Consider the following 18,074-nt stretch of genomic DNA (forward strand, 5'->3'; position numbering starts at 1 on the left):
GCGGTCACGGCACATCGGTGGGTGCTCAGCGCAGCTGCTGGGTCCCCGGGCGGGAGTCGAGCAGGTCGCGGGCCCGCTCGGCGTGCTTGTGCTCGGTGAGCACCTCGTAGCGCGTGGCGACCACCTGGCTCACCGAGGTGAAGTCGCGGCGGCCGCGCGTGAAGGCATACCCGATGAGCCCCCAGACCAGCCCGAAGATGGCGCCGAAGACGACGGCCCACAACACCGTCATCAACGCGTCGCCCGGCGACGCGAAGAGCGCCAGGACCAGCCCGACGAAGAGGCCGGCCCAGACTCCCGACAGCGCCCCCATGAGCGCCACGCGACCCGTGGTGAGGCGACCGGTGACCCGCTCGATCTGCTTGAGGTCGGTGCCCACGATGAGCACCTGCTCCACGGGGAACTCCTCGTCGGAGAGGAAGTCGACGGCGGCCTGGGCCTCGTCGTAGCGGTCGAAGACCCCTAGGCTGCGGGGGTAGTCCAGGTCAAGGGTGGGGCCGGGCAGAGATCGCCGGGCACCGGCTGGAGTAGTCACGACGCCATTGTGCCAAGCCCCGTGGGAGAGGTCGACAGCAGAAGACCCCCGCAGCGACAGGCCGCTGGCGGGGGTCGTCGGGGGACTGCTGGTCAGCGCCGGAAGAGGCGGCGACGAGGTCGCACCGGGCGCTTGGCGACGTCCTCGGCCAGGGTGTGGCGGTAGGCGCGCTCGGCGGTGGGACGGTAGATGATGACGGGACCCATGGGGCGGGGGTGTGTCCTTCCTGGTGTGGGGTGGGCCCGACGCGACGGTGCGTGGGAGAAACCGGTGGGTTGCCGCCACCGCCCACACGGAGGACGAGCGGCCGACACCCACCGTATGTATCTACACCGTGCGGCCCGACTTTCTTCCCCCGGGCGGAGTGAGGTGTCTCACGACCGCCGGGCCGCTCGGTATCCTTCCCCGCGTGAGCATCCCGCGCGTCTTCGTGGCCCGCCTCAACGGCCTCAGCGTCTTCGACCCGCTGGGCGACGAGGTCGGCCGCGTCCGTGACGTCGTGGTGACTCTGGGTGGTCGCGCCGCCTCGCAGGGGCCGCGTGTCATCGGCCTCGTCGTCGAGGTCCCGGGTCGTCGCCGGGTCTTCGTGCCGATCACCCGGGTGACCTCGATCGACGCCGGACAGGTCATCACGACCGGTCTGGTCAACATGCGCCGTTTCGAGCAGCGTGCGGGCGAGACCCTCGTCGTGGGCGAGCTCTTCGACCGGCAGGTCTTCGTCGCCGACGCCGAGGATCGTGACCCGGCCGTCATCGAGGACGCGGCGATGGAGCAGCAACGCAGCGGCGACTGGCGGATCACCAAGATCTTCGTGCGCAAGGGCCGCGACGACGGCCGGCGCAGCGGCCTGCTGCGCCGACGGCGCGGGGAGACGCTCCTCGTCGACATCGAGCAGGTGGACGGGCTGCAGGAGCAAGGCCCACCGCAGGCGGCGACGGCCCTGCTCGAGGCGTATGAGGACCTCAAGCCGCAGGATCTCGCCGAGGCCATTCACGACTTGTCCGCCAAGCGCCGTGCCGAGGTCGCGGACGCCCTCGACGACGAGCGGCTCGCCGACGTCCTCGAGGAGCTCCCGGACGACGACCGGCTCGAGATCCTCACCCACCTGCCGACCGACCGCGCCGCGGACATCCTCGAGGTCATGCAGCCCGACGACGCCACCGACCTCCTCTCGGACCTGCCCGAGGAGGTGCAGGAGGAGCTGCTTGCCCTCATGGAGCCGGATGAGGCCGCCGACATCCGACGGCTGCTCACCTACGACGAGAACACCGCCGGCGGTCTCATGACGACCGAGCCGGTCATCCTGGGTCCGGACGCCAGCATCGCCGAGGCGCTCGCCCTGGTGCGCCGCGAGGAGCTGCACCCCGCGACCGCCTCGCTGGTCTACGTCACCCGCCCTCCGCACGAGACACCGACGGGTCGCCTGCTCGGGAGCATCCACATTCAGCGGCTGCTTCGCGAGGCTCCCCACCAACCGGTCGGCTCGATCCTCGACACCGACATCGACCCGGTGTCGGCCCAGGCTCCCCTCGGCGAGATCACGCGGGCCCTGGCGACCTACAACCTGGTCGCCCTCCCCGTCGCCGACCCCGAGGGCCGCCTCCTGGGCGCCGTCACGGTCGACGACGTCCTCGACCACATCCTCCCCGACGACTGGCGCGAGGGGGACATGTCGGAGGTGAGCGATGTCTGAGCCCACCCGCCGTCTCCCGCGCGGCCGCGGCACCGCCCGGCGGCCCGCTGACCGGACGTCGGGGTCCAGGCTCGACCAGCCGTTGGCCAAGCAGCGACGCTGGGTCCCCCAGGCGCGCATGGACCCGGAAAACTTCGGCGCCTTCGCCGAGCGCTTCGCCCGGTTCATGGGCACCGCCCGCTTCCTGGTGTGGATGACGCTCTTCGTCCTGGTCTGGGTGGCGTGGAACACCGTGCTCCCCGCCGAAGCGCGCTTCGACCCCTACGCCTTCATCTTCCTCACCCTCATGCTCAGCCTGCAGGCGTCCTACGCCGCGCCGCTCATCCTGCTCGCCCAGAACCGGCAGGACGACCGGGACAAGGTCCAGATGGAGCAGGACCGGGCCCGTGACGAGCGGACGCTGGCCGACACCGAGTTCCTCACCCGCGAGGTCGCCGCGTTGCGGTTGGCGATGCGGGACGTCGCCACCCGCGACTTCGTCCGGTCCGAGCTGCGCGACCTCGTCGAGGAGCTGGCGCAGCGGACGGAGGAACGCGGCCGGCAGGCGGCGCACGCGGAGACCGAGCCCGGCGACGAGGACCCGTTGCCCGGGGCCTCGCAGCACGACTGAGCCGCGACCGACGCGGGTCCCCCGGGGCGTCGGCAGCTCCCGTGCCGACCTACCATGGAGAGCATGCCCGTCCCCAGCACCGATGCCCTCCATGCCGCCCTCGCGACGGTCGACGACCCCGAGATCAAGAAGCCGATCACCGAGCTCGGCATGCTCGAGGCGGTCGACGCGACCGAGGACGGCCAGGTCCAGGTCACCGTGCTCCTCACGGTGCCGGGATGCCCCCTCAAGGACACCATCACCCGCGACGTCACCGCCGCAGTCTCGGCCGTCGAGCACGTGACCGGCGTCGACGTCCGGCTCGGTGTCATGAGCGACGAGCAGCGGGGCGCGCTGCGGGACCAGCTGCGGGGCGGCCAGACCGAGCGCGAGATCCCCTTCGCGCAGCCCGACTCGCTCACCACCGTGTATGCCGTCGCGTCCGGCAAGGGTGGTGTCGGCAAGTCATCAGTCACCGTCAACCTGGCGGTCGCGATGGCCGACGAGGGCCTACGCGTCGGCGTGGTCGATGCCGACATCTACGGCTTCTCCGTGCCGCGGATGATGGGTGTGACCCAGCCACCGACCCAGGTGGACGACATGATCCTGCCGCCGGTCGCCGAGCCGAGCGGGGTCAAGGTCATCTCGATCGGGATGTTCGTGCCGGGCAACCAGCCAGTGGTGTGGCGTGGCCCGATGCTGCACCGCGCCATGCAGCAGTTCCTCGCCGACGTCTACTGGGGCGACCTCGACGTGCTGCTGCTCGACCTGCCGCCCGGCACCGGCGACATCGCCATCACCGTGGCGCAGCTGCTCCCGAGCAGCGAGCTGCTGGTGGTCACCACGCCGCAGCAGGCCGCGGCAGAGGTCGCCGAGCGAGCCGGTGCCATCGCCCTCCAGACGCACCAGCGGCTCGCGGGGGTCATCGAGAACATGTCGTGGCTGGAGCTCCCGGACGGCAGCCGGCAGGAGCTCTTCGGCAGCGGTGGCGGCCAGGCGGTCGCCGACTCGCTGTCCCGGTCGATCGGCGCCGACGTCCCCCTGCTGGGTCAGGTGCCGCTCGACGTGGCGCTCCGTGAGGGCGGCGACCACGGTATGCCGGTCGTCGCCGGCCAGCCCGACTCCGCCGGGGCGACCGCGCTGCGGGGGATCGCGCGCCAGCTGGCGCGGCGCGGTCGCGGTCTCGCCGGTCGCAAGCTGGGCATCACACCTACCGTGCGGCGCTAGGTCGCGTCGACGTCGAAGGGCGTCGGCAACGTCGGGTCGTGCCGCGCGACGCGAGGTCCCTGTGACGGAGCCGCGGGAGCCGGTGCGGAGTCCTCGGGCTTCGGGTCGTGACGTGCCTCCCGAGCCGGCGCGGGCGAGGCCAGCGCGTCCCTCACGATCCGGCGGGGGTCGTACTGCCGCGGGTCCAGTTGACGCCAGTCGATCTCGTCGAAGCCTGGACCCAGCTCGTCCTTGAGCTGCCCCTTCGCCCCCTCGGCGAGATCGCGGAGGTAGCGCACCCCCTGACCCAGCATCGCCGCATACTTCGGCAGCCGGGACGGGCCCAGGATGAGCAGCGCGGCTAGCACGAGGATGACGAGCTCGCCACCGTGCAGGTTGAGGAACACACCACTCCTTGGATCGACCGCTCGAGAGGGCGCCGATGCGCCGCTCCAGCCTACCTAGTCGCCCGATCCCGCCAGCGTGATGCTCACGGTGCGCTCCTCGCCGGTGTCGTCCTGCAACACCATCTCCACGGTGTCGCCGACGGCGTAGGACCGGAGCACGACGAGCAGGTGCTGCGTGTCCCTGATGACCGTGCCGTCCACCGAGACGATGATGTCGCCGGGCTGCACCCCGGCCTGGTCCGCCGGCCCGCCGTCGATCACCGGATCGGAGTCCGCAGCCGCCTCGGTGAGCACGCGGGCACCGTCACCGATGTAGGCGAGGTCGACGAGCACGCCCATCACGGGGTGCTCGCTGGTGCCGGTCTCGATAAGCTGACCGGCGGTGCGCTCGGCCTGCTCGGCTGGGATGGCGAATCCCAGCCCGATGCTGCCCGAGCGGCCACCGAAGCTGCCGGTGGGCAGTTGGGCGATCGCGGAGTTGACCCCCACCACGTGGCCGGCCAGGTCGAGCAGCGGCCCTCCCGAGTTGCCGGGATTGATGGCCGCGTCGGTCTGCACCGCGCTGATGTAGCTGGTGCTCTCGCGGGTCTCTCCCGCGACGACCGGGCGGTCCAGGGCGGAGACGATCCCGCTGGTCACGGTGCTGTCCAAGCCCAACGGCGCGCCGACCGCGACGACCGTCTGGCCCACCTGCAGGCCGTCGGAGTTGGCAAAGGGCAGCGCCACGAGGTCGTCCGCCGACACCTTGAGGACCGCGATGTCGTAGGCGGCGTCCGAGCCCACCACCTCGGCCTCCAGGGCGGCGCGGCCGGGCAGCTCGACCGAGATGAACCCGTCGTCGTCGGCAGCCTGCTGGATGACGTGATGGTTGGTGAGCAGATAGCCGTCCTCCCGGACGACGAAGCCCGAGCCCAGCCCGTCCTCGCCGTCCTCCCCGATGGAGATGAGGGCGACACTCGGGAGCACGGCGCGCGAGAGTCCGCTGATGCTGCCGTCGGCCTCGGCCGGGGCTGCCGGGGCCGGCAGCGGCTCGGCCGCCGCCTGCCCGTCGACCTGCTCCTGCGCTGTCAGCTGGTCGGCCAGCACGCCGCCCCCGAGACCGCCGAGCAGACCGGCCACCCCGGCAGCGGCCACCACGGGCAGCAGCCCCCGCCGCGCCGGCGTCTGTCGACGGGGCCGTTGCGGTTCGGCAGCGGTGACGGGCGCACGTTCCACCGGATCGGTTCCGGTCGTGGGCTCGCTCATGACACCTGATTGTGCCAGCGGCCAGGCGATGATCAGCCCAGGGCGTGCGCCGGGCGCCCGTAGGCCGCCGACGTGCTGCCCCCGCGGGTCGGGCGACGATGGGCGAGCGACTGGCGCAGCAGCGCCCGGCCCCGGTGGATGCGCGAGCGCACCGTGCCCATCTTGACCCCGAGCGTCTGGGCCACCTCCTCGTAGGAGTAGCCCTCGATGTCGGAGAGGACCACGGCAGCGCGGAACTGCGGGGGGAGATCGCCCAGCGCCACCTGGATGTCCTCGTCGAGGTGGGTCATCGCGAAGACCTGCTCCGGGTCGGTGCCCGTCGCGCGCAGCGGGAGCCGGGCAGCCAGCTCGTCGGTCAGGGCGTCGAAGCGGATCCGCTGGCGCCGCCGCACCTTGTCGAGGAATAGGTTGGTGGTGATGCGGTGCAGCCACCCCTCGAACGTGCCGGGACGGTAGCTGTCGAGCGACCGGAAGACGCGGACGAAGACGTCCTGGGTGAGGTCCTCGGCCTCGTGCGGGTCACCGGTCAGCCGGTAGGCCAGCCGGTAGACGCGCGGGGAGTGCTCCCGCACGATCTCCTCCCAGGACGGGGGGACCCACTCTGACGTCGACATGGCCTCACTCTGGCAGCGCACGCTGTGAGCAGCCTGGGTGAGGGCTGGCGGGATAAGGTGAGCCCATGGCAGCACCCAAGGCCTCCTCGCTCTCCTACGCCGAGGACTTCATCACCCCGCACCCGGTCATCGAGTCGGCGCAGCGGCGGGGTGAGGAGTTCGGTGTCACCCCGCTCGACAACGGCGCGGGCGCCACACTGCGCCTCCTCGCGGCGGCGGTCCAGGCCCGCCACGTCGTCGAGATCGGGACGGGTGCGGGGAGCTCGGGCCTCTGGCTGCTCCAGGGCATGCCCCGCGACGGCATCCTCACCACCATCGACAGCGACCCCGAGCACCAGCGCTCGGCCAAGGGCGCCTACGCCGCCGCGGGGATCCCGCCGCAGCGGACCCGGGTCATCAGCGGCGACGCCGCCACCGTGCTGGCGCGGCTGACCGACGGGGCCTACGACCTCGTGCTGGTCGACGCCGACAAGGGCGGCTACCCGGTCTACACCGACGAAGCGCTGCGGTTGCTGCGGCCAGGAGGGGTGCTGGTCCTCGACAACATGTTGTGGCACGACAAGGTGGCCGATCCGGCCGCTCGCGACGAGACGACGACGATCCTGCGCGACCTGGGCAAGCGGCTGCGCGACGAGGACGGCCTCGTGCCCGCGCTCCTCCCCGTGGGAGACGGGCTGTTCGTCGCCGTCAAGCGCTGAGCGCCGCCCGGCACCGGACGCACCACAGCCCCGGGACCACGGTGGTCCAGGGGCTGTCAGTGGGATGGCAGGCCGAGTCGGGTCAGCCGACGCACTCCTTGATGGCGTCGCCCAGGGCCCCCGCCTCCTCGGCGTTCATCTCGACGACCAGACGACCTCCACCTTCCAACGGCATCCGCAGCACGATGCCACGGCCCTCCTTGGTGACTTCAAGCGGACCGTCTCCGGTGCGAGGCTTCATTGCTGCCATGGGTTGCCCTTCCTTGTGGCGCGGCCAGGAACCGCATTCGCCGCGGTCTCGGCGAACTCGAACGACCACAATTATCCTCTTTTCCCCGCACCGCGCCTAATCGAGATGTCGGCCCGACCGGCCGCCACCTGCCCGCCGAGACGCCCGTTCTGGGGCACACTGACGTGGTGCACGCACGCTCCGCCGTCGTCGACCTCTACGGCGACCACCTGCGCAGACACGGTTGGTGGGCGCCGGTGGCAGCGGTCGTCACCCTCGCCGGTGCGGTCGACGTCCGACCCCCGGCCGCGCGCACGGCCATCTCCCGGCTCGCCGCACAGGGCTGGCTTACCCCTCGCACCGAGCGGGGGGTGCGAGGGTATGCCGCGACGCCCCGCGCCCAGGACCGCTGGCACCGGGCGCACGAGCGGATCTACGCGGCCGCGGCACCCCCCTGGGACGGTCGGTGGCACGTGGTCCACGCCGACCCGGATGGCGACCGGCGCACCCGGGAGCAGGTGGCCCGCACGCTGTCCTACCTCGGCTACGGACGGCTCGGGGGAGGCAGCTGGATCAGCCCCCGTCCCAGCCCGGAGCTGACCGCCTCGCTCGACCCACGGTCGGTGGGCTGGGTGGCCGTGCACGGGGCGCTGGAGCCGGACCAGGACCCGGCGGTGCTGGCCGCACGGGTCTGGGACCTGGACCACCTCGCCGCGACCCACCGCCGCTTCACCGCCGATCTGCCGCAGCCCGACGAGGTCGCCGGGCTCGAGCCGCAGGAGGCCTACCAGACCCGTACCCAGCTGGTCCACGCCTGGCGCCGCTTCCTCTTCGAGGACCCCGATCTGCCGCCCGCGGTCCTCCCGACGGGATGGCCGGGTCACGAGAGCAGGCGGCGCTTCCTCGAGCTCGCGGCGCTGCTCCGCCCGGCGTCGAACCGCCTCGTCTCCGACATCCTCGCCACCTCGGGCCACGGCCCGTGACCCCCGTGCGGCCCGGGGTAGATTGACGGGCATGAGCAGCCCACCCTCGCAGGAAGCCATCGTCCTGGAGCGCACCGACGGAGTGGCCACGGTGCGGTTCGCCCGGCCGGAGGCGATGAACTCCCTCGACGTCGCCACCAAGGAGAGCCTCCTGGCTGCCCTGCGGGAGGTGGCGGCCGATCGGGACGTGCGCTGCGTCGTCCTCACCGGCACCGGACGCGCGTTCTGCGTCGGGCAGGACCTCAAGGAGCACGTCGGGCTGCTCCAGCAGGATGCCGCCGCCCTCTGGCGCACAGTCGAGGAGCACTACAACCCGGTCGTGGAGCTGCTGGCCACGATGGACAAGCCCGTGATCGCCGCGGTCAACGGCGTCGCGGCGGGCGCCGGTGCCGCCTTCGCCTTCGCCTGCGACCTGCGCTACGTCGCCACCTCGGCCGGCTTCAACCTGGCCTTCACCGGCATCGCGCTGTCCTGCGACTCCGGCACCTCGTGGTCGCTCCCCCGCCTGGTCGGGACCGCGCGGGCCAAGGAGCTCTTGCTCTTCCCCCGGACCGTGTCGGCGCAGGAGGCCCAGGACCTGGGTCTGGCGACCGAGGTGGTCCCCGACGACGAGCTCGCCGACCGGGTGCAGGCGGTCGCGCGTTCCCTCGCCGCCGGCCCGACGCTGGCCTACGGCGCGGTCCGCCGGTCGGTGGCCTTCGCGGCCGGCCACGGGCTCGCTGAGGCGCTGGCCTTCGAGGAACGTCAGATGACGCGCACGGGCACCAGCTCCGACCACGCCGCAGCCGTCGCCGCGTTCCTGGCCAAGGAGCGGCCGGGCTTCACCGGCCGCTGAGGCGGGCCGCCCGCACCGTCTTCTCGCTCCGGCCCGGTCACGGCGGGTAGTCGCTGGGCGGGACGAACCGGAAGAGATACCACCCCCACCAGACCTGCCAGGCCATCATGAGCAGGGCGAGGACCGTCGTGCGGGTCACCAGCAGCCAGCGTGGCTGCCGAGAGTGGTCGGGCGCCGACCAGCCCGTCCCCGCGAGCACGACGAAGATCGGGAAGAGGAGCATGAGGTAGCGGTAGAGGCTGGTCCACGGGTCCAGCGCCGCGAAGAGGTAGAGGGCGTAGCCCAGGCACCAGGTCCGCAGGGCCAGGCCGAGACCTGCGGCCCAGGGTCCCAGCACCGCGAGGACCAGCAGGCCGAGGCCGCCCACCAGCACCAACAGCCCTCCCAGATCTCCCCAGAGCAGCTGGGCCCGCTCGATGCTCGGCAGGAAGGGCATGACCTCTTCGCCCGCGCGCCAGGCCGACATGGTGACCGTGTAGGCGTCCGGCACACCGGTGCCGGACCAGGCGATGGCCGGCCAGATGAGTCCAGCGGCGCCGCAGCCCGCAAGGGCGGCTAGCATGCCGACGCCTTCGCGGGGGGTGAGGGGGTGCTCCCCGCGCGCCCGCCACCGCGCGACTACCACGACGAGCGCGACCAGGCCGAGGGGCAGCGCGACCGGTCGCGCCAGCCCCGTGAGGAGTGCGACCAGCCCTGCGGCCCACCACCGCTCCCGGACCAGCAGCCAGAGCACCGTCGCGAGCAGGAGCAGCGCCAGCGACTCGGTGTAGGCGACCTGGAACGTCGGCGCACTCGGGTAGGCACCCAGCAGCGTGACACCGGCGAGAGCACCGGCGGTGCCGACCCGCTCCCGCAGCAGACCGGCGACGACGACGGCCGCGGCATACCCCAGCACGGTCGCGACGACCGGCCCGGCCACGGCGAAGGGCCACCCGGTCAGCGCCATCACGCCTCGCGCCAGGAGCGGGAAGGCGGGATAGAAGGCCCACTCGTTCTGGCGGACCTGGCCATCGCCACCCGTGGGCAGGCGCTCGGGGTAGCCCTCGGTCGCGATGCGTTCGTACCACTGCCCGTCCCACAGGGTGGCGAACTGGAAGTAGCGGGGGACGTCCGGGGCGTCGTAGACGGACGGGTCCTGGTGCTGCTCGGCCAGCACCCACAGGAGCACCGCGCTGATGCCTCGCAGGAGCGTCCACAGGAGCACGACGACGACCACCAAGCGCACGTCGAGCACGCGGCGCACCGCAGCGGTGCGCCCGGCGACCGCGGTCATGAGGTCGCGCGCATCCCCGTCACCCGCGCGCCGGAGCGGGAGGCACCGGCGCGGAAGCACCCGGCCAGGTGGTCGTCCACGAGACCGCACGCCTGCATGGCGGCATACATCGTCGTGGGCCCCACCTGCGCGAACCCTGCCTTCCGCAGGCGGGTGGACAGCAACTCGGACTCCGCCGTCTGCGTGGGGACGTCGGCGAAGCTGCGGGGCCGGGGACTGGGCTCAGGAGCGTGGGTCCAGAGCAGCTCCTCCAGGCCCCCCTGGTCGCGCAGCGCCACGGTCGCCCGGGCGTTCTGGATCGTGGCCTCGATCTTGCGGCGGTTGCGCACGATGGACTCGTCGGCCAGCAGCCGGTCGACATCCGACTCGCCGAAGCGGGCGACGACGTCGGCGGAGAACCCGGCGAAGGCCTGGCGGAAGCCGGAACGCTTGCGCAGGATGACCAACCACGACAGCCCGCTCTGGAAGCCTTCCAAACAGATGCGCTCGAGCAGGGCGGTCTCGCCGTGCACGGGCTTGCCCCACTCACGGTCGTGATAGTCACGGTAGTCCGCGTGATGGATGCCCGGCCAGCCGCAGCGCGAGACCCCGTCCTGCCCGACCCGCAGGTCCGACTCAGTCCCGGTGCTCATGCTCGTCCCCCTCGGTGCGTGTCACGGTCGACGGGATCCTGGGTGCACCCGACCGCAGCCGGACGATCTCGGCGTCCCGCGCCGCGAGCTCCTCCGTCAGGCGGGCGAGTGCCTCGTCGACCTGCTGCATGTCGTAGCCGCGCAGCGACTGGTTGAAGCGCAGCGCGCGCACGTCCGACGGACCGAGTGGTCCCGACGCCAACCCCTGCGACGACCGCGTCGCCACCGCCTCCGGTGTCCCCGGGACGTCGGCCCGGCTCACGGCCCAGGCCAGCACGGCACCCAGGACGAGCACCCCCACGACGACCGCCACGATGATCACGGCACAGATGATGACATGCGCGCCCCACGGTGCCGAAGTCGCCCCGCCCGGCCGGCCCGCACCCGGGGGTGGTCCTGGCGCTCAGCTCGAGCCGGACGCCGGCTGCGGCCGGGCCACCCAGGACACCGCCTCCTCGACGTCGTCGGTCACCCGCATCAGCTCCAGGTCTCCGGCAGAGATCATCCCCTGGGCCAGCAGCGTGTCCCGCAGCCAGGACAGCAGCGGGGCCCAGTAGTCGCGGCCCAGCAGCACGATCGGGAAGTTCGTGATCTTGCCGGTCTGGATGAGGGTCACCGCCTCGAAGAGCTCGTCGAGGGTCCCCACGCCGCCCGGGAGCACGACGAAGCCCGCGGAGTACTTCACGAACATGGTCTTGCGCACGAAGAAGTAACGGAAGTTGATGCCGAGATCCACGTGGTCGTTCAACCCGGTCTCGAAGGGCAGCTCGATGCCCAGGCCGACCGAGGTGCCACCCGCCAGGGACGCACCGCGGTTGGCCGCCTCCATGGCACCCGGTCCTCCGCCGGTGATCACGGCATATCCCGCGCGGACGAGCGCGCCGCCCAGCTCGACCGCCTTCGCGTAGTACGGGTGATCCGGCGCGGTCCGGGCCGATCCGAAGACCGCGACCGCCGGCCCCAGCTCGGCCAGGGCGCCGAAGCCCTCGACGAACTCCGCCTGGATGCGCATGACGCGCCACGGGTCCGAGTGGACCCAGTCGCCCGGGCCCTGGGCGTCGAGCAGCCGCTGGTCGGTCGTCGTCCGGGGCACCTGCGTCCCGCGGAGGGTCACCGGGCCCTTGTGGTAGTCGCGGCGGGTCACAGGCACGACCCTACGACAGCGGCTGCCCGAGGTCGGCGGTGAGGGCTCCTAGACTGGTGGGGTGCCCGCGACCCGTCCCACCCGCCTGCTCGTCGTCGCCCTCGCGGTGGGTCTGACCGCGGTCGGCGCCGCCGTCGGCGCCCGCTGGGTCGTCGACGAGGTCCGTCCCTCCGCCTGCGTCTTCGCCGCGGCTGATCAGGAGGTGCGGCTGACCCCCGAGCAGGCCGCCAACGCGGCGACCATCGCCGGCATCTCGGTCGACCGGGGGCTGAGCCCTCGCGCCGCCACGATCGCTCTGGCGACCGCCATCCAGGAGAGCAAGCTGCGCAACCTACGCTACGGCGACGCCGACAGCCAGGGCCTCTTCCAGCAGCGACCCAGTCAGGGGTGGGGAACGGTCGAGCAGGTCACCGATCCGGTCTACGCGAGCCACGCCTTCTACGACGTCCTGGTCCAGGTCGAGGGGTGGGACTCGGGGGTGGTGACCGAGGTGGCGCAGGAGGTCCAGCGCAGCGCCTTCCCGGACGCGTATGCCGACCACGAGTGGGAGGGGCGGGTGCTGGCCTCGATCCTTACCGGTCAGGAAGGGTCCGGGACCGATCTGACCTGCCGGCTGCCCGACGTGGAGGGCCCGGGCTCGGTGGCCGAGTTGGCGGCCAAGGCCGAGACCCAGCTGGGCGTGACGGGGTCGGCGTCAGGCCGGTCGCTGACCGTCGAGACCACGGGCAGCGCACGCGCCTGGTCCGCCGCCACCTGGGCGGTGAGCCACGCCGAGGCCGAGCAGGTGGTGCGGGTGCTCGTCGACGGTCAGGAATGGACCCGTGACCGCGGACACTTCGCCCCGCACGACGATGACGACGGGGCGGCGACTCCGTCGCCGACCGCCGTCGTCATCGAGGTGGCCTGACCGGGTCAGCCCCGCTGGTCCACGGGGACGTAGTCGCGCTCCGGCTCGCCGGTGTAGATCTGGCGCGGGCGGCCGATCTTGGTCGCCGGGTCGTTGATCATCTCGCGGTACTGCGCGATCCAGCCGGGCAGCCGTCCGATCGCGAAGAGCACGGTGAACATGTCGGTCGGGAAGCCCATCGACTCGTAGATCAGACCGGTGTAGAAGTCGACGTTGGGGTAGAGCTTGCGCTCGACGAAGTAGTCGTCCTCGAGGGCCCGCTGCTCCAGCTCCATGGCCAGGTCGAGCAGCTCGTTGCTGCCGGCCTTCGCGAGCATCTCGTGAGCGGTGTCCTTGACGATGGCCGCGCGTGGGTCGTAGTTCTTGTAGACCCGGTGCCCGAAGCCCATGAGCTTGACGCCGTCCTCCTTGTTCTTCACCTTGCGGACGAACTCGGCGACGTCACCCCCCTCATCCTTGATCTGCTCGAGCATCGCCAGCACCGCGGAGTTCGCCCCGCCGTGGAGCGGCCCCGAGAGGGCGTGGATCCCGGCCGAGATGGAGTTGAACAGGTTGGCCTCGGACGACCCGACCAGGCGGACGGTGGAGGTCGAGCAGTTCTGCTCGTGGTCGGCGTGCAGGATGAAGAGCTGGTCCAGGGCCTTGGCGACCACGGGGTCGAGCTCGTACTTCTCCGTCGGCTGCCCGAAGGTCATCCACAGGAAGTTCTCGACCAGGTTGTAGTCGTTGTTGGGGTAGAGCACCGACTGGCCCTGGCTCTTGCGGAAGGCGTAGGCCGCGATGGTGGGCAGCTTGGCCATGAGCCGGATCGTGGAGATCTCCACGGCCTCGGCGTCGTGCGGGTCGAGGCTGTCCTGGTAGAAGGTGCCCATCGCCGAGACGCCGGAAGAGAGCACCGACATCGGGTGTGCGTCCCGGGGGAATCCGTCGAAAAAGTTCTTCATGTCCTCGACGAGGAGGGTGTGGCGGCGCAACCGCTGGTCGAAGGACTCCAGCTCGTCGGCGCTCGGCAGGTGGCCGTAGATGAGCAGGAAGCTGGTCTCGAGAAAGGTCGAGTGCTGCGCGAGCTGGTCGATGGGGTATCCGCGGTAGCGCAGGATCCCCTCGCCGCCGTCGATATAGGTGATGTCGGACTGGCACGAGGCGGTGTTGACGAACCCCACGTCGAGGGTGACGTCGCCCGTCGTCTTGAGCAGTGCGCTGATGTCGAGACCGTTGTTGCCCTCGACAGCCGGCACGACGGGTAGGTTCAGCTCGTGCTCGCCATGCGTCAGGGTGGCGTCGTCGTGGCTGGTGATGGTGTCGCTCATCTGGTCCTCCAGGTCGGGGTGGGCCAATGGGGCCGGGTCGGTCACTCGTCGTGGGACTGGGGCGGCAGCACCGCGATGACGGGGTGATCCTTGGCGATCACGCCCATCTTGGCCGCACCTCCCGGACTGCCGAGGTCATCGAAGAACTCGACGTTGGCCTTGTAGTAGTCCGCCCACTCCTCCGGCACGTCGTCCTCGTAGTAGATCGCCTCGACCGGACAGACCGGCTCGCAGGCACCGCAGTCGACGCACTCGTCAGGGTGGATGTAGAGCGAGCGCTCCCCCTCGTAGATGCAGTCGACCGGGCACTCCTCGATGCAGGCCTTGTCCTTCAGGTCCACGCAGGGCTGGGCGATCACATACGTCATGAGCACAGACTAAGGCGTCAGGAGCCGTCGCGGGGTCACGGGGTGCGACTCCGGGGCGCCGCACCGACCCGGCTCCCCGGGCCGCCGCCTCAGGACGAGGTGCAGATGATCTCGTCGGCCGCCTGGTAGACCGTCGTGAACTCGTTCCTGCCCACCTCGTCGTCACCGCTGCGCAGGATGCGCGTGTTGCTGATCGTGAATCCTTCGGCCGGGTTCTGGGGCACGCAGTCGGGGCTGTCGTCGTAGCGCGTCTCCCCGGTCGTCACGTCCCGTCGCGCGCCGTCGATCGTGTCGACGGTGTACTGCCGGTCGCCCAGGTAGACCATGTGGATCTCGTTGCCGGTGATCCAGGTGCGGACCACGACGGGGGTGTCCGTGTCGTTGGTCCACAGGTTGTCCAGCACGGGGATGGCGATGGTGGCCTCGCGGCCCGCGGGGTACCGGGCGATATAGAACGAGTGCGGCGTATGCGCATCGAGCTGGACCCCGGAGAACCAGCTGGTGTTGAAGACGACCGTCGAGATCTGGGACAGACCGCCACCGACCCCCATGATCAGACGACCGTCCTGGATGATCGGCGCCTCGACATACCCGCCTGCGGTGCTGACCTCCCCGAGGGCGGACGCCAGGCTGAACTGCTCGCCCGGCATGACGACGGTGCCGTTGACGTTGCTCACCCCGGCGCGCAGGTTGGCGGTGCGGGCCTCGTTGGTGGCCCCGGTCGGGAAGGCGGACACGAAGGAGGCCATCTCCGAGAAGCTCCAGTCGTCCGAGGCCGACGTCGGGATCTGCGGCTCCACCCGCTCGACCTCGGCCCTCACCGTGCGGTCGTCGCCGGAGGCCGCGAGCGCCTCCCGGACGGCGTCGACGACGCCGTCCTCGGTCAAGGCATACCCGACCCGCGCCGAGACCACCTCGACCTCGGAGCCGTCCAGCTCGACGGTGGCGTCGCGCGGGCCGCGCTCCAGCTGGCCGAGATCCTGGCGGATCCGCGCGATGGTGGCCTCGTCGTCGAGCTCCAGGCTGAGCGTCCCCCCGTCCTGACGGATCGAGAGCAGGTCCAGGAGGTCCCGCTCGCCGAGCTCGGCCGTCGCGGTCTCCTCGTTGTCGCCTTCTCCGCGGCTGGCCTCCACCAGGACGGGATCGGCGAGCGCTGGGTCCAGCTCGTCCTCGGTGAACCGCTCGACCTCCTCCTCGGTCAGCTCGGGCGGGACGGCGGTGGCGACCCCGGCCACCACCCGCTCAGCACCCTCGGGCCCCTCCTCCTGCTCGTCCCACACCTGATCGACCCAGGCCTGCGCGACGGCATCCGCCGTCTCGGCCACCTGGAGGATCTGCCCGTCGGCGGCGTCGACGACCTCGACGCCGTCGTCGCCGAGCGACACCTCACCCTCGACCGGGTCGGTGTCGTAGTCCGCCGCCTGGGCGTCCAGCGCGCCCTCCAGCTGCTCCCGGTCGACCGCGCCGACGAGCGGCAGGTCGCGCTCGCTGCCGACGACGTGAGCCCAGAGCCGGGCCGGGTTGAAGCTCAGCCCGGAGACCCCGTCGAGCGTCGCGTCCAGGTCGAGGCTCAGCCCGGCCTCCTCGGGCGCCAGCGTCACCTGCTCGGGCTCACCCTCGGCGTCCTCGGGGAGCAGCTCGACCGTGAGCGGATCCGAGGTCCGGTCGGCGAACTCCTCCTCGAGCTCCACGCGCGCCTCGGCCTCCGTGAGGGAGCCGATCTCGACGCCGGCGACGCTGACTCCCGCGGGCGGCCGGTCCTGGAAGTAGACGGCCACCGCGGTGTAGATCCCCCCGAGGACCAGGACGGCCACGCCCAGGCGCAGCAGCACCGGCACCCACCCGCGACCGTCGGACTCCTCGCGCAGCGTGGGTCCGTCAGCGGCGTCACTCATCGCCTCAGGTCCTTTCGATCGTCCTCGTGGGTCAACGGTGAGGTGCGGCGCGCCCCTGCGTCAGCGCACCTGCCCCATCCGACCACGGTAGTGCACGAGGGCGGCCTGATCGGTCGGACGCGCCACCAGGCCTACGACCTCTCCCAGGACCAAACTGTGGTCGCCGGCCTCGTGCACCGCGAAGGTGCGGCACTCGAAGGTGGCCAGCGCGTCGTCCACCAGGGCCGACCCGGTCACCTCGCCGCGGTGGTGCGCCACCCCCGCGAGCTGGTGGTGGAGCGGACGACCGGGCTCCCCCAACCACTCCGCGACCCCGCGCTGCGTCGAGGTGAGCACACTGACCCCGAAGTCGGAGCCGCCGTGCACCGCTTCCAGCACCCGCGCCTCCGGATGGAGGCTGACGAGCAGCAGCACCGGGTCCAGGGAGATGCTCGTGAGCGAGTCGACGGTCAGCGCGACGTCGTGCCCCCGCAACGAGGCGGTCACGACCGCGACCCCTGTCGCGAAGCGACCCATGGCCTGCCGGTACTCCGCCGGATCCACGGCGGCGGTCCGGCTCTCTCCGGTCGGCTCCTGAGGTCCGGTCACAGGCTCGGCACCCCCTGCACGCGTGCCAGCTCCGCGCGGGCGCTCGGCCAGCGGGCGAAGCCCTCACGGCCGGGCAGCCGAGCCGCGATGTCGTTGGACAGGGTGAACCAGCCGTCGTGGAGGGTGACCTGGGTGGGGTGCTCCCGCACCGCAGCCTCCTGGCCCGGCACCGCCGCGGCGTCGACGACGGCATGACTGACCAGGGAGTCGGGCACGACGCTGGGCGCGAACTCGTCCTCCGGCGCGGGCACGACGGCCTCGCCACCCGCGGGACTACGGGTGCCCCGAGCGACGTGGGTCGCGAGCCAACGCCGGTCCTGCTCGGCCCAGGTCCGAGGTGTGAGGGCGATGTAGAGCTGCGGCGCGGTCGACCCCTCCGGCCCGGCGGGCTTGCCCAGCAGTTCGACGGCCCGCGCCGTGACGCGGTGGGTCTGGATGTGGTCGGGGTGGCCGTAGCCTCCCCACGGGTCGTAGGTGATGACCACGTCGGGCGTGAGCGGTGCCAGGGTGCCCGCCAGGAGGGTCGCGGCCTCCTCCACGTCGGCCCCCACGAAAGCGCGCGGATGGACCGCCGCCGGCGAGCCCGCCATGCCGCTGTCCCGCCAGCGTGGCCGCGATCCGCCGAGGTAGTGGTGATGCACCCCGAGCGCCGCCATGGCGGCCGAGAGCTCACCGTGGCGGTGCTCCCCGAGGGCGTCGTCGCCCTCCAGGTGGGCGAGCTCGGGCGTGATGACCTCGCCCTCTTCCCCCAGGGTGCAGGTCACCACGTGCACCTCGTCGCCGGCGGCGGCATGGTGGGACAGGGCCAGCCCCGTCGCGAGCGACTCGTCGTCCGGGTGCGCGTGCACCGCCACCAGCCGCATCGGGCGGTCGTCCGGTATGCCGTCACGCAGATCGGGGAGGGCGTCGAGGTGAGCCACAAC

The 18,074-nt window shown here is 71.7% G+C and carries 21 protein-coding genes; 7 read left to right on the forward strand and 14 right to left on the reverse strand.

Translation table 11 applies throughout. The features are described 5' to 3' along the window. Positions 1 to 25: 25 nt before the first annotated feature. Complete coding sequence (locus tag AC5PYY_RS15815) at positions 26 to 535, reverse strand: YflT domain-containing protein (RefSeq protein WP_493897734.1); 510 nt, start codon at positions 533 to 535, stop codon at positions 26 to 28. A 409-nt stretch (positions 536 to 944) separates the two neighbouring features. Between AC5PYY_RS15815 and AC5PYY_RS15820 the strand changes: the two genes are divergently transcribed. The 3 genes from AC5PYY_RS15820 to AC5PYY_RS15830 all read left to right on the forward strand — a co-directional run bounded on the left by AC5PYY_RS15820 (position 945) and on the right by AC5PYY_RS15830 (position 4,044). Further along, positions 945 to 2,228 carry a magnesium transporter MgtE N-terminal domain-containing protein gene (locus AC5PYY_RS15820; protein WP_493897735.1) on the forward strand — a complete coding sequence of 428 codons (1,284 nt, stop codon included), beginning with the start codon at positions 945 to 947 and terminating at the stop codon, positions 2,226 to 2,228. After that, the gene (locus tag AC5PYY_RS15825; RefSeq protein WP_493897736.1) at positions 2,221 to 2,838 is read left to right on the forward strand and encodes a DUF1003 domain-containing protein; all 618 of its coding nucleotides are present in this window, start codon (positions 2,221 to 2,223) and stop codon (positions 2,836 to 2,838) included. The genes AC5PYY_RS15820 and AC5PYY_RS15825 overlap by 8 nt, the downstream gene beginning before the upstream one ends. A gap of 63 nt (positions 2,839 to 2,901) precedes the next feature. Continuing rightward, the gene (locus tag AC5PYY_RS15830; protein WP_493897737.1) at positions 2,902 to 4,044 is read left to right on the forward strand and encodes an Mrp/NBP35 family ATP-binding protein; all 1,143 of its coding nucleotides are present in this window, start codon (positions 2,902 to 2,904) and stop codon (positions 4,042 to 4,044) included. Here the strand turns inward: AC5PYY_RS15830 and AC5PYY_RS15835 are convergent. From AC5PYY_RS15835 to sigE, 3 genes are read right to left on the reverse strand one after another with little or no spacing between them, the layout of a single operon-like run. Continuing rightward, on the reverse strand, positions 4,041 to 4,430 hold the full coding sequence (locus AC5PYY_RS15835; protein ID WP_493897738.1) for a twin-arginine translocase TatA/TatE family subunit: 390 nt from the start codon (positions 4,428 to 4,430) through the stop codon (positions 4,041 to 4,043). The two genes, AC5PYY_RS15830 and AC5PYY_RS15835, sit on opposite strands and share 4 nt — an antisense overlap. Positions 4,431 to 4,484: 54 nt before the next feature. Further along, positions 4,485 to 5,675 (reverse strand): S1C family serine protease, encoded by a 1,191-nt coding sequence (locus AC5PYY_RS15840; RefSeq protein WP_493897739.1) that lies wholly within the window; start codon positions 5,673 to 5,675, stop codon positions 4,485 to 4,487. Positions 5,676 to 5,707: 32 nt separating this feature from the next. After that, positions 5,708 to 6,289, reverse strand: a complete 582-nt coding sequence (gene sigE / locus AC5PYY_RS15845) for an RNA polymerase sigma factor SigE (protein WP_493897740.1) — start codon at positions 6,287 to 6,289, stop codon at positions 5,708 to 5,710. A 65-nt stretch (positions 6,290 to 6,354) separates the two neighbouring features. On the opposite strand from sigE, the gene AC5PYY_RS15850 reads away from it, so the two are divergent. Further along, positions 6,355 to 6,987 carry an O-methyltransferase gene (locus tag AC5PYY_RS15850; protein ID WP_493897741.1) on the forward strand — a complete coding sequence of 211 codons (633 nt, stop codon included), beginning with the start codon at positions 6,355 to 6,357 and terminating at the stop codon, positions 6,985 to 6,987. An 82-nt stretch (positions 6,988 to 7,069) separates the two neighbouring features. On the opposite strand, the gene AC5PYY_RS15855 is transcribed toward AC5PYY_RS15850, so the two are convergent. Next, complete coding sequence (locus tag AC5PYY_RS15855; RefSeq protein ID WP_493897742.1) at positions 7,070 to 7,237, reverse strand: DUF3117 domain-containing protein; 168 nt, start codon at positions 7,235 to 7,237, stop codon at positions 7,070 to 7,072. Between the two features lie 167 nt (positions 7,238 to 7,404). Between AC5PYY_RS15855 and AC5PYY_RS15860 the strand changes: the two genes are divergently transcribed. Together AC5PYY_RS15860 and AC5PYY_RS15865 are read left to right on the forward strand one after the other, a co-directional pair. Continuing rightward, entirely contained in the window at positions 7,405 to 8,199 is a 795-nt protein-coding gene (locus AC5PYY_RS15860) for a PaaX family transcriptional regulator (RefSeq protein WP_493897743.1), read from the forward strand. A 31-nt stretch (positions 8,200 to 8,230) separates the two neighbouring features. Then, on the forward strand, positions 8,231 to 9,034 hold the full coding sequence (locus AC5PYY_RS15865; protein WP_493897744.1) for an enoyl-CoA hydratase/isomerase family protein: 804 nt from the start codon (positions 8,231 to 8,233) through the stop codon (positions 9,032 to 9,034). 37 nt (positions 9,035 to 9,071) lie between these two features. Here the strand turns inward: AC5PYY_RS15865 and AC5PYY_RS15870 are convergent, their stop codons facing one another. From AC5PYY_RS15870 to AC5PYY_RS15885, 4 genes are all read right to left on the reverse strand, one after another. Further along, positions 9,072 to 10,307: a hypothetical protein gene (locus AC5PYY_RS15870; protein WP_493897745.1), complete on the reverse strand. Its 1,236-nt coding sequence runs from the start codon at positions 10,305 to 10,307 to the stop codon at positions 9,072 to 9,074. Beyond that, a complete protein-coding gene (locus AC5PYY_RS15875) occupies positions 10,304 to 10,939 on the reverse strand; it encodes a DNA-3-methyladenine glycosylase I (protein WP_493897746.1) in 636 nt (211 codons plus the stop codon). The genes AC5PYY_RS15870 and AC5PYY_RS15875 overlap by 4 nt, the downstream gene beginning before the upstream one ends. Continuing rightward, positions 10,923 to 11,261 carry a DivIVA domain-containing protein gene (locus AC5PYY_RS15880; protein ID WP_493897747.1) on the reverse strand — a complete coding sequence of 113 codons (339 nt, stop codon included), beginning with the start codon at positions 11,259 to 11,261 and terminating at the stop codon, positions 10,923 to 10,925. Before AC5PYY_RS15880 ends, AC5PYY_RS15875 begins: the two co-directional genes overlap by 17 nt. A gap of 81 nt (positions 11,262 to 11,342) precedes the next feature. Beyond that, positions 11,343 to 12,089, reverse strand: a complete 747-nt coding sequence (locus AC5PYY_RS15885; protein ID WP_493897748.1) for an LOG family protein — start codon at positions 12,087 to 12,089, stop codon at positions 11,343 to 11,345. A gap of 55 nt (positions 12,090 to 12,144) precedes the next feature. Here AC5PYY_RS15885 and AC5PYY_RS15890 point away from each other — a divergent pair, with 55 nt between their 5' ends. Continuing rightward, the gene (locus AC5PYY_RS15890; RefSeq protein ID WP_493897749.1) at positions 12,145 to 12,990 is read left to right on the forward strand and encodes a hypothetical protein; all 846 of its coding nucleotides are present in this window, start codon (positions 12,145 to 12,147) and stop codon (positions 12,988 to 12,990) included. A 5-nt stretch (positions 12,991 to 12,995) separates the two neighbouring features. On the opposite strand, the gene AC5PYY_RS15895 is transcribed toward AC5PYY_RS15890, so the two are convergent. The 5 genes from AC5PYY_RS15895 to mshB form a co-directional block, all read right to left on the reverse strand. Next, positions 12,996 to 14,300 carry a citrate synthase gene (locus AC5PYY_RS15895; protein ID WP_493897750.1) on the reverse strand — a complete coding sequence of 435 codons (1,305 nt, stop codon included), beginning with the start codon at positions 14,298 to 14,300 and terminating at the stop codon, positions 12,996 to 12,998. A 41-nt stretch (positions 14,301 to 14,341) separates the two neighbouring features. Next, on the reverse strand, positions 14,342 to 14,668 hold the full coding sequence (gene fdxA, locus AC5PYY_RS15900) for a ferredoxin (protein WP_139722094.1): 327 nt from the start codon (positions 14,666 to 14,668) through the stop codon (positions 14,342 to 14,344). A gap of 89 nt (positions 14,669 to 14,757) precedes the next feature. Further along, the gene (locus AC5PYY_RS15905) at positions 14,758 to 16,563 is read right to left on the reverse strand and encodes a VanW family protein (RefSeq protein ID WP_493897751.1); all 1,806 of its coding nucleotides are present in this window, start codon (positions 16,561 to 16,563) and stop codon (positions 14,758 to 14,760) included. Between the two features lie 60 nt (positions 16,564 to 16,623). Beyond that, positions 16,624 to 17,151 (reverse strand): flavin reductase family protein, encoded by a 528-nt coding sequence (locus AC5PYY_RS15910; RefSeq protein WP_493897752.1) that lies wholly within the window; start codon positions 17,149 to 17,151, stop codon positions 16,624 to 16,626. Beyond that, positions 17,148 to 18,071, reverse strand: a complete 924-nt coding sequence (gene mshB / locus AC5PYY_RS15915; RefSeq protein ID WP_493897753.1) for an N-acetyl-1-D-myo-inositol-2-amino-2-deoxy-alpha-D-glucopyranoside deacetylase — start codon at positions 18,069 to 18,071, stop codon at positions 17,148 to 17,150. The genes AC5PYY_RS15910 and mshB overlap by 4 nt, the downstream gene beginning before the upstream one ends. Between the last annotated feature and the right edge of the window lie 3 nt (positions 18,072 to 18,074).

It is taken from the genome of Serinicoccus sp. JS2-9, from assembly GCF_059025165.1.